Annotated in this window: 12 protein-coding genes; 6 read left to right on the plus strand and 6 right to left on the minus strand. The window is 64.9% G+C overall.

Annotated features, from left to right (window positions below; all coding sequences use genetic code 11):
* Nucleotides 1-223 precede the first annotated feature (223 nt).
* From phhA to N4G42_RS03580, 5 genes are all read right to left on the minus strand, one after another.
* Nucleotides 224-1063 (minus strand): phenylalanine 4-monooxygenase, encoded by an 840-nt coding sequence (phhA, locus tag N4G42_RS03560; protein ID WP_260666199.1) that lies wholly within the window; start codon nucleotides 1061-1063, stop codon nucleotides 224-226.
* Between the two features lie 65 nt (nucleotides 1064-1128).
* A complete protein-coding gene (locus tag N4G42_RS03565) occupies nucleotides 1129-2097 on the minus strand; it encodes a Bug family tripartite tricarboxylate transporter substrate binding protein (protein WP_260666200.1) in 969 nt (322 codons plus the stop codon).
* 73 nt (nucleotides 2098-2170) lie between these two features.
* Complete coding sequence (hppD, locus tag N4G42_RS03570; protein WP_260666201.1) at nucleotides 2171-3283, minus strand: 4-hydroxyphenylpyruvate dioxygenase; 1113 nt, start codon at nucleotides 3281-3283, stop codon at nucleotides 2171-2173.
* Nucleotides 3284-3472: 189 nt separating this feature from the next.
* Nucleotides 3473-4462, minus strand: coding sequence for a lipase secretion chaperone (locus tag N4G42_RS03575; RefSeq protein ID WP_260666202.1), 990 nt, complete (start codon nucleotides 4460-4462; stop codon nucleotides 3473-3475).
* A gap of 3 nt (nucleotides 4463-4465) precedes the next feature.
* Nucleotides 4466-5407 (minus strand): esterase/lipase family protein, encoded by a 942-nt coding sequence (locus N4G42_RS03580; RefSeq protein WP_099731316.1) that lies wholly within the window; start codon nucleotides 5405-5407, stop codon nucleotides 4466-4468.
* Nucleotides 5408-5573: 166 nt separating this feature from the next.
* Between N4G42_RS03580 and N4G42_RS03585 the strand changes: the two genes are divergently transcribed.
* The 6 genes from N4G42_RS03585 to fabB all read left to right on the plus strand — a co-directional run bounded on the left by N4G42_RS03585 (nucleotide 5574) and on the right by fabB (nucleotide 11670).
* Nucleotides 5574-6056, plus strand: coding sequence for an Lrp/AsnC family transcriptional regulator (locus tag N4G42_RS03585; protein ID WP_015012403.1), 483 nt, complete (start codon nucleotides 5574-5576; stop codon nucleotides 6054-6056).
* Between the two features lie 347 nt (nucleotides 6057-6403).
* Nucleotides 6404-7144, plus strand: coding sequence for a GNAT family N-acetyltransferase (locus N4G42_RS03590; RefSeq protein ID WP_056059504.1), 741 nt, complete (start codon nucleotides 6404-6406; stop codon nucleotides 7142-7144).
* A 107-nt stretch (nucleotides 7145-7251) separates the two neighbouring features.
* Nucleotides 7252-8136 carry an HlyC/CorC family transporter gene (locus N4G42_RS03595; protein WP_099731314.1) on the plus strand — a complete coding sequence of 295 codons (885 nt, stop codon included), beginning with the start codon at nucleotides 7252-7254 and terminating at the stop codon, nucleotides 8134-8136.
* Nucleotides 8136-9767: an apolipoprotein N-acyltransferase gene (gene lnt, locus N4G42_RS03600; RefSeq protein ID WP_260666204.1), complete on the plus strand. Its 1632-nt coding sequence runs from the start codon at nucleotides 8136-8138 to the stop codon at nucleotides 9765-9767. The genes N4G42_RS03595 and lnt overlap by 1 nt, the downstream gene beginning before the upstream one ends.
* Before the next feature lie 161 nt (nucleotides 9768-9928).
* Nucleotides 9929-10450, plus strand: a complete 522-nt coding sequence (fabA, locus tag N4G42_RS03605; RefSeq protein WP_008907199.1) for a 3-hydroxyacyl-[acyl-carrier-protein] dehydratase FabA — start codon at nucleotides 9929-9931, stop codon at nucleotides 10448-10450.
* A complete protein-coding gene (gene fabB, locus N4G42_RS03610) occupies nucleotides 10447-11670 on the plus strand; it encodes a beta-ketoacyl-ACP synthase I (RefSeq protein WP_108499965.1) in 1224 nt (407 codons plus the stop codon). Before fabA ends, fabB begins: the two co-directional genes overlap by 4 nt.
* 65 nt (nucleotides 11671-11735) lie before the next feature.
* Here the strand turns inward: fabB and N4G42_RS03615 are convergent, their stop codons facing one another.
* Nucleotides 11736-12665 carry a LysR family transcriptional regulator gene (locus tag N4G42_RS03615; protein ID WP_260666205.1) on the minus strand — a complete coding sequence of 310 codons (930 nt, stop codon included), beginning with the start codon at nucleotides 12663-12665 and terminating at the stop codon, nucleotides 11736-11738.
* Nucleotides 12666-12868 lie beyond the last annotated feature (203 nt).

Below are 12868 nucleotides of genomic sequence, written 5' to 3' on the forward strand. Positions count from 1 at the left end.
TGGGGTCGCCCTTTCTTTGGTTCCTTTCTTTCGGCGACGCGAAAGAAAGGGACTCGCATGCCGGGCGACTCCCGGCCTCCGCCCTCAAACCAGGCACAGAGACCGATTCATCCACAAGCTCCAACAACCTCAGTCAGGTATTGCTGAATGCAGAAGAAGTGCTATTAAATATGTAGCTTTCAAGGAATGATTCACTAGCGCTAGCAGCCAATACCACCAGAAATCAAGCCGCCACAGCCTCCCGCTCATCCGCTGCAAACTCTGGCAACCCCCGCAGCCGCTCATAAATCGGCGCAAAGTCCGCCGCCGTCATCTCAAACAGCTGCTCAAAACTGTCAATCACAAAATACGTCTGCTGGTACGTATCGATCTTGTACCGCGTGCGCATGGTGCGCTCCAGTTGCAGCGGAATGCGTTGTGGCTCCGGGCTCTGCACTGAGTACGCCAGTTCGCCCGACGAACTCAAAATGCCCGCGCCATAGGCCCGCAACTGCCCCGCTTCGCGGATCAGCCCGAACTCGATCGTGTACCAGTACAAGCGGCTCAGCATCTCGCACGACCCCAGCCCCTGCGCCTTCAGCCCGCCCTGGCCGTAGCGCTGCACATAGTCCGCAAACACCGGGTTGAACAGCAGCGGCACATGCCCGAACAGGTCATGAAAAATGTCGGGCTCGACGATGTATTCGAACTCCTCGGGCTTGCGGATCCAGCCCGTCACCGGGAATTTACGGTTGGCCAGCAAGGTGAAAAAGGGCACCTCGGGGATCAATCCCGGCACGCCCACCAGCTCCCAGCCTGTGGCCTTGTACAGGCGCTCGTTCACCTCTTCGAAGCGCGGAATGCGGTCGCTGGCGCCCAGCGAGGGCAGAGCGTCGATGAACGCCTGGCTGGCCAGGCCCGGCAGCAGGGCGCGCTGGCGCTCGTACAGACGGCGGTAGGTGTCGTGGTCGGCGGCGGTGTAGGCCGCGTAGTCCTGCGGGCAGGTGTAGTCCGCGTTGGCACGCGAGTAGTCGCCACGCGGTGGGCGGGTGGATTGGCCATAGACGACAGGGGCTTGTCCCATTTTTTTCTCCTTTGCCGCCATGGTCGGCGCACCGCGACGGGGGTGCGCACCAGCCCACGCGGCTGCTAATCGATCTTGATCTTTGCGGCCCGGATCAGGAAGTCGTACTTGCTGTTTTCCGAGCGCACAAACTGCGCAAACCCGTCGAGCGTCAGCTCTTCGGGCGTGATACCCATCTTCTTGAACTTCTCCTTGCCAGCGGGCGAATGCATCGTTGCCGAGAACGCATTGGCGTAGCGGCGCGCGTCGGCATCGGGCAGCGAGGCGGGCGCGAACAGGCCGAACCAGGTGGACACGTTGAAGCCCTGCACGCTGTCGTTGATGCTGGGCACTTTCGGTAGCGCCTCGTTGCGGCTGAGGGTGGTCACACCCAGCGCCAGCAGCTTGCCCGACTGGATCTGCGGCAGCGCCGAGGCCAGGTTGTCAAACACCATCAGCACCTGGCCGGATTCCAGCGCGGCGAGCGCGGGCTTCGAGCCCTGGAACGGCGTGTGGCCCATCCGGGTGTTTGTGAGCGACTTGAACATCTCGGCCGAGATGTGGCCGATGCTGCCGTTGCCGCCCGAGCCGTACTTGGCCTGGTCCGGGTTCTTCTTGAGGTACTGCACCAGGTCGGGCGTGGTCTTGATGCCCAGCTTGGCCGCCTGCTCCGCGTTCACCACCAGCACATTGGGCGTGCGCGCCACGAGGACGAGGGGTTTGAAGTCCTTGAGTGCGTTGTAGGGGAAGTTCTTGTACAGCCAGGGGTTCACCGCGTGCGTGGCCACGGCGCCCATCAACACCTGGTTGCTGGTCTTCCCGGCCTTGGCGACCTGGTCGGCGCCGGTATTGCCACCTGCCCCCGGTTTGTTCTCCACGGTGATGGAGCCCAACTGGGCTGCGGCACCGTCGGCCACGATGCGGGCCGAGGTGTCCAGCGGACCACCAGCGGGGTAGGGCACCACGATGGTGAGCGGGGCAGACGGGTTCTGCGCCAGCGCGACAGTGGCCGCACTGGCCAGAAGGGTGCTGAACAGGGTGCTACGGAGCGACATCGGGATCCTTTTGAGTTCCGGGGAGCGCGCAGTATAGGCACCTGTGCAGGGTTAACCCTGGATGTCCGATGTCTTACGTGTTCAGCACGCCACGGCGGATCTGGTCGCGCTCCAGCGATTCGAACAGCGCCTTGAAGTTGCCTTCGCCAAAGCCGTCGCGGTAGTCGCCCTCGCGCTGGATGAATTCAAAGAACACCGGGCCCAGCATGGGGGTGGAGAAGATCTGCAGCAGCAGGCGGGGCGTGCCGTCGGCCGTGGTGCCGTCCAGCAAGATGCCCCGCGACTGCAGCTCGGGCACCGGCTGGCCGTGGCCGGGCAGGCGGGTGTCCAGCATTTCGTAATAGACCTCGTTGGGCGCGGTGGCCAGCTGCACGCCGGCCATGCCCAGCTTGTCCACCACGTCCAGCAGGTTGTCGCAGATCAGCGCGATGTGCTGAATGCCCTCGCCGTTGAATTGCATCAAAAATTCTTCGATCTGGCCGCCACCCTGCTTGGACTCTTCGTTCAGCGGGATGCGGATCTTGCCGTCAGGCGCGGTCATGGCCTTGGATGTGAGGCCCGTGTATTCGCCCTGGATGTCGAAGTAGCGGATCTCGCGGAAGTTGAACAGCTTCTCGTAGAAGTTGGCCCAGAAGCCCATGCGGCCGCGGTACACGTTGTGCGTGAGGTGGTCGATGAGGTTCAGGCCGTAGCCCACGGGGCGCCGGTCCACGCCTTCGATGAATTCAAAGTCGATGTCGTAGATGGACTTGCCGTCTTCAAACCGGTCAATCAAATACAGCGGCGCACCGCCAATGCCCTTGATGGCGGGCAGGCGCAGTTCCATGGGGCCGGTGGGGATCTCGATGGGCTGGGCGCCCAACTCCAGCGCGCGGTTGTAAGCCTTGTGCGCATCCTTCACACGGAAGGCCAGGCCACAGGCGGAGGGGCCATGCTCGGCACCAAAGTAGGCGGCCTGGCTGTGGGGCTCGCGGTTCAGGATGAAGTTGATGCCGTTCTGGCGGTACAGCACCACATCCTTGGACCGGTGCTTGGCGACCAGGGTGAAACCGAGCTTTTCAAACACCGCCTCCAGCACGCCGGGCTGGGGCGAGGTGAATTCGACGAACTCGAAGCCCATCAGGCCCATGGGGTTGTCCCAGGCTTCGAGCTGGGCGGCGGTTTCTTGCGGCAAGGCGGCATTCATGGGGTGTCTCCGGCATTCGTTGATGAATGTCATGGACTGTAGGCGCGGCCTGCCTCATGTTTCTGGCGAAATCAAGAGGCTTTGGCCTTTGATTTGCAGGAATCTTGTGAATGGTCAAAATTTCGCGCAGTCTGACGGCGCATTGGGCCGGGCTGGCCGTCGCAGCGCTGCGTGGTCGACAAAAGGTCCCTATGAGCCCGAGGTGCCCGCGTTGAGCCGGCGCAGCGCCAGGGCGGCGTCAATGCGTTGTTGCTCCTCGGACGAAAAGAGCTGCTGGCGCAATTGCTGCAGGCCGGGGCCCTCGCCCTGCTGGATGCGGGCTTGGCTGTATTGGTCGAGGCGCTGGTTCCAGTGCTGTTCCTCCCGGTCCAGCTGCGCCATGGCCTGGGCGGCTGCCGGGCCGTACTGTGCGCTGCGGGTGGCGTAGCGGCTGCGCTCGTCGGCGTTGCTGGCGTTGAAGGCGGCCGTCTGCGCGGCGGCCGCCATGTGAGCGGTGGCGGCACTGCGTTCGGCGCGGCGCTCGGTGGAGAGTTCGTTGTCGGCCGCCTGCAGCGCCTGGGCGCGCTGCTCGGGGCTGAGCTGGGTGTTGCGCTCAATCTCCAGGCGCGCCAGAGTGTAGCGGTCCAGGTCGGCCTCGCGGGCAAACAGGGCGTCGTATTCGGCGTCGTCAAAAAACTGCAGGCGCACCTTGTGGCGCGCCTCCAGCGCGTCGCGCAGCGCGCGTGGGTCGGTCAGGTCCTGCGGCGCACGCAGGCTGCCCAGGGCCACACGGTAGTCCACGTAGCGCTCGGCCAGTGCCAGGGCTCGCGTGGCCAGGGCGGCGGGGAAATGCCGGTTGACCAGCGCGGCCAGGCGCTGTTTGAGCGTGGCTGGGTCGCTGGCGTCGCCCGCTTCCATCAGCAGGGCTTCCAGCGTGTCGCGCAGGCCGTGCACCAGCAGGGGGTCGGCCGGGCCGTCGGTGGTGATGGCGCGGCGGCGTGCAAAAAAACTGTGGTCCGCGCCCTGTGCTGGCGAGGGTTGTACCTGGGCACCGGCGGAGGCGGCGGCCGCCCCCGCCGGCGATGGGTGGGTATCCCCCGCGCCCAACCCGGCAGGGCCTCCCAGCCACCACACCACGGCGACCGTGGTGAGGGCCAGGACTGCGGCGGCAACCGCCCAGGTGCGCGAGGGCTGGGCCATGGCTTACAGGCCTTGTTGCTTGAGTCGGTTGGCGTGCTGGCGGTACAGCGTCACGGGGTCGGTGGAGAACCAGTCGCGCAGGCCCAGCAGCTGGTTGACTTCGTCGAGGTGGTTCTGGCGGTAGTCGCCCAGGTGTTTGCCCAAGCGCGACGAGCAGGCCGACACCAGGCCATCGTTGGCTTCGCCAAAGGTCAGGCTCAGCGTGGCCAGCAGGGCGTCGCTGGCATCGAGCACGTTGGTCAGGGGCAGGGTGCCGGTCCAGGAGTAGTAGCGCACACCGTTCACCAGCTCGGCGCCGCTGCCGCAGCCGGAGGTGGGCACGCCTTGCGGAAAGCGGCTGTTGAACTTGGCCGAGCCGGCCGTGGTCAGCGAGTCCAGCGCCGCCGTGGGCATCTGGGGCAGGCCGGTGCCGCCGGAGGTCAGGTTGATCAGGCCCACCAGCGCCTTGGCGGCGGCGCTGGCCACGGCTTCGGACACCGAGCCCGCGGGCGCTACGCCGCGCAGGATGTCGGCCACGCGCGAACCCCGGTTCACGCCGCCAATCGAGGTGACCGATGCCACCAGCTGCGGCGCCACGCCCGCCACATAGCGGGTGGTGGGGCCGCCGTGCGAATGGCCTACCAGGTTCACCTTGGGGGCCCCGGTCAGCGCCAGGATGGTCTTGACCTGCGCCAGCAATTGCTCGCCGCGCACCTCGGTGCTGTTGGCGGCCGAGACCTGGGCGACGTAGACCTTGGCGCCGCCCTGGCGCAGTGCGTCGGGGATGCCGTAGAAGTAGTCGATCCCAAGGGCCGAGTCAAAGCCGAACAGGCCATGCACCAGCACGATGGGGTAGCGCGTCTGGGTGTAGCCCGTCTGCGCCTGCGCGCCCACGCCGAGCAGCAGCAACCCCGCCGTTGCTGCCAGCACCAGTCGCCGCAAAAAGCGGCTGAAAAATCCGGTCATGTGTTTGTCTCCGTTGGTATGGTTTCTTATGCTCGCAAAAACGAACGACCGTTCTTTTTTTGCGAGATCAATTTTTGTATTCGGGCCATGGAGTCACTATCGGGACATACCCGTGTGTGCAGCGCACCATGCAGAAATCACGCAGTTGTTCGTAAAATCCTGCGTCATGAAAGCATTTGACGCACTCGACAAGCTGGACCGCGCCATCCTGCGCCGCCTGCAGGACAACGGCCGCGAGACGTACGACGTCATCGGAGAACAGGTGGGCCTGTCGCCCAGCGCCGTGCTGCGCCGCGTCAAGCGGCTGGAAGACAGCGGCGTGATCCACCGCTACGTGGCCCTGGTGCAGCCCGAAGCGGTGGGGCTGGGACTCACGGCGTACCTGAACGTGCGGCTGGAAAAACACACGGAGAGCCACAAGCGCAACCCCATGGACCTGTTCCGCGCCAGCGTGCAGACCTGGCCCGAGGTGGTGGAGTGCGCATCGCTCACCGGCGAAATGGACTACCTGCTGCGCGTGGTGGTGGCCGACATGGCGCACTACAGCCGCTTCATCATGGACACGCTGCTCAAGCACCCCAGCGTGCAGGACTGCAAGACCAGTTTTGTGCTCGACCGCGTGAAGGCGACGACGGCTGTGCCGGTGTAGTCCAACACAGGCCTTCACTCGTTGACAGGGCCTGTGCAAGTCACGGGCGTGACTCCCTGTGGCGTCTGTTGATGTGGTGGAGGTTGCTGTAAGGCGGTCCGCGCTTTACGCTCCGCCCCGTGCAGAGAAGGCTTGGCGCAGACGGGGGTGCAGCCACCCCAGCCGTCGCGTCTGCGACCCGTGCAAGGGGGATCTGGGGCTTGAATACTCTCAAATTGATAGCTATTGAGGCATGATCTTCCAGCGCTTGGAGCCGATTTTTCCGCATTTTGAGCAGGATCACTATTTTGTTGCGGCGCAGCAATTTGGACTGGAAAAAATGAGGGAAAACCCTTATATTTGGCGACATGTTCGCAACCAAAGACTGGCTCAAGGCATCCTGGTACGCAGGCCGGGACCTGCTGCGCCCGGTAACCAGCGGCTCTTCTGCCTCTGACATTCACATCCACCAGCAGGAGACGCCCGTGATGGTTCCTATCCGCTCCCTGGGCCCCTCCTACCGGGAGCGGATCACCCAGCACCTGCTGCAGCTGGAGCCTGCAGACCGCTACCTGCGCTTTGGCTATGCCGCCAACGACGAACAGATCCGCCGCTACGCCGAGCAGCTCAACTTCGAGCGCGATGAAATCTTTGGCATCTACAACCGCCGCCTTGAGCTCATCGCCATGGCCCACCTGGCGTTTTCGGAAAACCCCGAACACAAGCCGTGTGCTGAATTCGGTGTGTCCGTGCTCAAGCAGGCACGGGGTCGCGGCTTTGGTGCGCGCCTGTTCGAGCGTGCCGTGATGCATGCGCGCAATGAGGGCGTGAACATGGTGTTTATCCATGCGTTGTCCGAAAACACCGCGATGCTCAAGATCGCGCGCAACGCCGGTGCCACCGTGCGCCGCGACGGGTCCGAGTCCGAGGCTTATCTGCAGATTCCACCCGCCAGCCTCGACACGCGCATGACCGAGATGGTCGAGCAGCAGTTCGCCGAGGTGGACTACCAGCTCAAAAAGCAGGCCAAGCAGTTCTGGGACTTTCTGGCCAATGTGCAGGAAGTGCGCAGCGGCGTGCAACACGCGCGCCACCAGTCGGCCGAGTGATCCGTTGCGGTCGCACCCGCGGCCGTGACGCCGGTGGTGGCCGGCTGTCACGGCAATCCGCTATCCTAGGGGCCTGATTCACTACCGCACGTCCTGCACTCCAGACAGTGTCTGACCCGCACCCCGCGCACCCCGGGCGACCGCCCGAGAGGGAAGACAAGCGCACCTTCCTGCAGAAAGTGGCCGAGTTCATCCATCCTGGGCCGGACTCCACGGAAGAACTCATCGAAACCCTGGCCGAGGCCGAGGACAACGAGGTCATCGGCGCCGAATCGCGCGTGATGCTGGAGCGCGTGATCCGCATGGCCGACATGACGGCGGGCGATGTGATGGTGGCAGCACCGCGCATGGACCTCGTCAACATTGACGCGCCTTTCGATGAGCTGCTGCACCTGGTGATCAGCACCGCGCATTCACGGTTTCCGGTCTACCAGGGCGAGCGCGAGAACATCATTGGCATCCTGATGGCCAAGGACCTGCTCAAGCTGCAGCGGGCGCCCGAGCTGAACATCCGTGCGTTGCTGCGCCCGGCAGCGTTTGTGCCCGAAAGCAAAGGCCTGAACGACCTGCTGCGCGAGTTCCGTGGCAACCGCAACCACCTGGCCATCGTGATCGACGAGTTTGGCCGCGTGGCCGGGCTCATCACCATCGAAGACGTGCTGGAGCAGATCGTCGGCGAGATCGAGGACGAGTTCGACATCCCCGAAGACGATGGCGATATCTTTGGCCTGGCCGACCGGACCTACCGTGTGAGTGGTGACACCCCCATCGAGCGTGTGGCCGAGGCCTTTGAGGTGACCATCGTGGGTAGCGACCCCAACGAGCATTTCGACACCATCGGCGGCCTGATTGCCCACGAAATGGGCCATGTGCCCAAGCGCGGTGAGCATCTGCAGCTCAGCGGCCTGCATTTTGTGGTGCTGCACACCAAGGGCGGGGCGGTGCGCTGGTTCAAGGTGTCCAGGGTCGAAGACACTCCCTCCGACGGCTGATGTCGCGGCGCTCTCGGATGGCGGGCGGGCCGCTGCTGCCGCAACTGCTGCTGGCACTGGCGGCGGGCCTGGCCCAGGCGGCCTCGCTGGCTTGGCCGGGCAGCGGCCAACCCTTGTGGTGGCTGCAGCTGGCTTCGATGGCTGCACTCGCCTGGATGGTGCGGCCTTTCGCTGTGGAGCACCAGCGCGTCGCTGCGCCCTGGCGGCGCGGTGCGCTCGTGGGTGGGTTGTTTGCCACCGCCTGGCTGGCAGGCACTTTCTGGTGGCTGTTCATTTCCATGCATTCTTATGGCGGCCTGCCCGCGCCTTTGGCCGTGGCAGCGGTGCTGGGGCTCGCTGCCTTTCTGGCCAGCTACTACGCGGCGGCTTTGGCTTTGTTTTGCCGGTATGCGCCGATGAATCGTGCCGGGAGTGCTCTTCTTTTCGGAGCGCTGTGGCTGCTGGCCGAACTGGCACGGGGCGTCTGGTGGACGGGGTTCCCGTGGGGTGCTGGCGGCTACGCGCATGTGGATGGGCCGCTCGCCGTGCTGGCCCGCCACATGGGGGTGTATGGCATCAGCGCGGTGGCTGCGGCGTTGGCGATGGGCGTGGTGCAGGTGCGTGCCACCGATCTGCGCAACGCGCGCTGGTGGGCGCTGGTGCTGGCGGCGGGCGGCCTGCTGGCCTGGGCCACGGTGGACCGGCTGTGCGCGGTCAATCTGTGCCACACCCCGGCACGGCGCGCAGCGCCCCCCCTGAGCCTGGAGCTGCTGCAGGGCAATATCCCTCAGGACGAAAAGTTCCAGTCCGGCAGCGGCGTGCCCGTGGCCCTGCAGTGGTATGCCGAGGCCCTGCGCAACGCCCAGGCTGACCTGGTGGTGGCGCCCGAGACCGCCATACCGCTGCTGCCGCAGCAGCTCATTCCGGGGTATCTGGAGGGCATCCAGCAACGCTATGCGCAAGGGGCCCAGGCCGCCATGGTGGGCATTCCGCTGGGGGATGAAGCGCAGGGCTACACCAACTCCGTGCTGGGCATGAGCGCCACGACCCAGGCAGAGCCCTATCGCTACGACAAGCACCACCTCGTGCCATTTGGAGAGTTCATTCCGCCGTTTTTCAAGTGGTTCACGGCCATGATGAACATCCCTCTGGGCGATTTCAACCGGGGGACCGTGGGCCAGGCGTCGTTTGCCGTGGCGGGGCAGCGCATCGCGCCGAACATCTGCTACGAAGACTTGTTCGGCGAGGAGTTGGGGGCTCGATTCATCGACCCCGCCCAGGCCCCCACGGTGTTTGTCAACTTCAGCAACATCGGCTGGTTTGGCGACACCCTGGCCATCGACCAGCATCTGCACATCAGCCGCATGCGTGCGCTCGAATTCGAGCGCCCGATGGTGCGCGCCACCAACACGGGAGCCACCGTCATCATCGACCACCGGGGCGTGGTCACGTACCAGCTGGCCCGCTACACGCGCGGAGTGCTCAAGGGCGAGGTGCAGGGCCGGGGGCTGGACGCACAAAGTGGCTGGGCCATCACGCCTTACGCGTGGTGGGTATCCCGCTGGGGGCTGTGGCCGCTATGGGCGCTGGGGGCTCTGGTGCTGATGGGGGCCATGGTCGCCAGCAGGGGCAGCAGGCCGCGTGGCAATTGATCCAGGTCAGGCATTGCGCCCGGCGGCGCAGGGGCCTGCGCACCCCCGTGTTTAGAGGCGGCTCCCTATGCCTTGATAATAGAGGCCCGCAACCGGGGGCTGGTGTTGCGTAAAACGATGATTTGAGGCGGGCCATCCGCCGTTCTGGAGCACGACTGAAAATGGCAGATTCCTTTTCCTACGAACAACTGATCGCCTCGGGCGAGGGCCGGCTGTTCGGCGCTGACAGCGGGCGTCTGCCGCTGCCACCCATGCTGATGTTTGACCGCATCACGCACATCGACAGCGATGGTGGCGCGCACGGGCTGGGAAAGATCCGCGCCGAGCTCGATGTCAAACCCGACCTGTGGTTCTTTGCCTGCCACTTCCAGGGCGATCCGGTCATGCCTGGCTGCCTGGGGCTCGACGCCATGTGGCAGCTCATCGGTTTTTACCTGACCTGGCTGCAACTGCCGGGCCGGGGCCGCGCGCTGGGTGCGGGCGAGGTCAAGTTCACCGGCGAGGTCGGCCCTGACGTGAAGCTGGTCACCTACGAAATCGATATCAAGCGCGTCATCAAGCGCAAGTTGGTCATGGCCATTGGCGATGCCCGCCTGTTGGCCGATGGCAAGGAAATCTATGTGGCCAACGACCTTCGCGTGGGTCTGTTCAAGCGCGAGGAAGACGGTAAGGACGCAGCATGACCACCAAGAAGCGCGTAGTCATCACCGGCGCGGGCATCGTCTCGTGCATTGGCAACGACCTGGCCTCCGTGGAAGCTTCGCTGCGTGCGGGCACCAGCGGCATCAAGGCCGTGGAGAAGTTCAAGGAACTGGGTCTGCGCAGCCAGGTGGGCGGCGCCCCGGAGATCGATATCGAAGCGCGCATCGACCGCAAGCAGCTGCGCTTCATGGGCGATGCGGCGGCCTATGCGCAGATCGCACTGGAAGACGCTATCCAGCAAGCAGGCCTCACGCCAAGCCAAGTCAGCCACCCGCGCACCGGCCTCATCATGGGGTCGGGTGGCGGCTCGCCCGCCAACCAGATCGAAGCGGCCGACACGCTGCGCGAAAAAGGCATCCGCCGCGTGGGGCCCTATCAGGTCACGCGCTGCATGAGCTCCACGGTTTCTGCGTGCCTGGCCACCAACTTCAAGGTCAAGGGCATCAACTACTCCATCACATCGGCCTGTTCCACGTCCGCCCACTGCATCGGCGCGGCCGCGCAGCAGATCGCCTGGGGTGTGCAGGATGTGATGTTTGCAGGCGGTGGCGAAGAGCTGAGCTGGGGCATGTCGCTGTTGTTTGACGGCATGGGCGCCATGTCCAGCAAGTACAACGAAACGCCCGAGAAGGCCTCACGCGCCTACGACGCGAACCGCGACGGCTTCGTGATCGCTGGCGGCGGCGGTGCCGTGGTGCTGGAGAGCCTGGAGCACGCCCAGGCCCGTGGCGCGACCATCCTGGCCGAAGTGGTGGGCTTTGGCGCCACCAGCGACGGTGAAGACATGGTGGCTCCGTCGGGCGACGGTGCCATTGCCTGCATGCAGCAAGCCATGGAAGGTCTGGACGCCCCCATCGACTACATCAACACCCACGGCACCTCGACCCCCGTGGGCGACATGCAGGAAGTGCGCGCCATGCGTGCCCTGTTTGGCGACAAGGTGCCACCGTTCTCGTCCACCAAGTCGCTCACCGGCCACTCGCTGGGCGCCACGGGCGTGCAGGAGGCCATCTACTGCATGATCATGCTGAACAAGGGCTTCATCGCCGGCTCGGCCAATGTCGAGACACCTGACCCGGCCCTGGGCGACATGCCTCTGGTCACGCAAACGCGCGATGCGCAGCTGAACACGGTGTTGTCCAACAGCTTCGGCTTTGGTGGCACCAACGCCAGCCTGGTGCTGCGCCGCTGGAACCACTGACCGCGCGGACTCCCCACCGCAACGGCCTGCCTGTCTCTGGACATGCAGGCCGTTTTTTGTCGGCTCTATCGGCCCGTCAGCGCCTGACGGGCCTTGGGGTTGGGCTGCAGGGCCTCGTGCAGCAAGGCGGGCAGCATGCTCAGCATGCGGGTGGCCTGCAGACCGGGCGGAAAGGCGCGCGCGTGGTAGCTGTACAGCGACATGGGGGCCAGCTCGTGCAGCTCCTGTGCCACCATCTGTGCAGGGTCCAGCCCCTTGGCGGTGAGAAAGTCCACCACCGTCCAGCCCATGCCCCGGCGCACCAGCTCCAAAGCGAGGCGTGATGTCTGCACCTGGATGCCGGGCCCGGCAGGCGAGCCGAGGCGGTGTGCGATTTCGTCAATCGCCTGGCGCATGGGGTCGTCGCCCACCAGGCGGATCACGGGCACCTGCGCCAGCCGCGCACCGGGGCTGGCGGCACGGGGAGCGCGCGCCCACACGCTGGTCGCGACCGCCAGGTACAAGCGACCACTGACCAGCAGATCGCTCGCGATTTGTGGGTGGGGGTGTTTGTAGAAACCCAGGCAAAAGTCCACGCTGCGCGTGAGCAGGGCCTGGGTCATCTGGTCCTGGTGGATGGTGCGCACCTCCACGCCCACCTGCGGATGCTGCTCGGCATGGTGCTGCAGCAGGCGCGGCAGAAATTCGTGCGTGATGGACGGTATGGCGCCCAGCCGCACATCGCCCGAATCACTGGTGGCCAGGTTGCGCGCAGTGCGCTTGAGGGCGTCCAGCTGCCGGTAAATGCCCGTGGACTCGGTGGCCAGCACCTGGGCCTCGGGCGTCGGGGTCAGGCCTGCCGGCGAGCGGTTGAATAGCCGGTAGCCCAGCTGCAACTCGGTGTGTGCCACGGCCTTGCTGATTGCTGAGGGCGTGATGCACAGCAACCGCGCCGCTGCGCTCATGTTGCCGGTTTGCAGCACGGCCTGAAAAACTTCCAGTTGTCTCAAGTTCATGGCGGAGTTGGCTTGTGGCGGTGGCCGAGGGGCACTTCATGGCCTTCGAACGGCAGTTCTGGGGTGTGAGCTGAATTCATAAGGGTGGGTCAATTATTCCGCATGACTGTGTTCTGGTTTCTCATAGGATGCTGCACCGCTTCACCGGCGGTTGTGAATAAAGCGGCGCAACGCGTGCTGCCACCCAAAAAAATCAGGAGACC

The organism is Acidovorax sp. K2F (assembly GCF_025246485.1).
Lineage (GTDB): Bacteria > Pseudomonadota > Gammaproteobacteria > Burkholderiales > Burkholderiaceae_C > Acidovorax > Acidovorax delafieldii.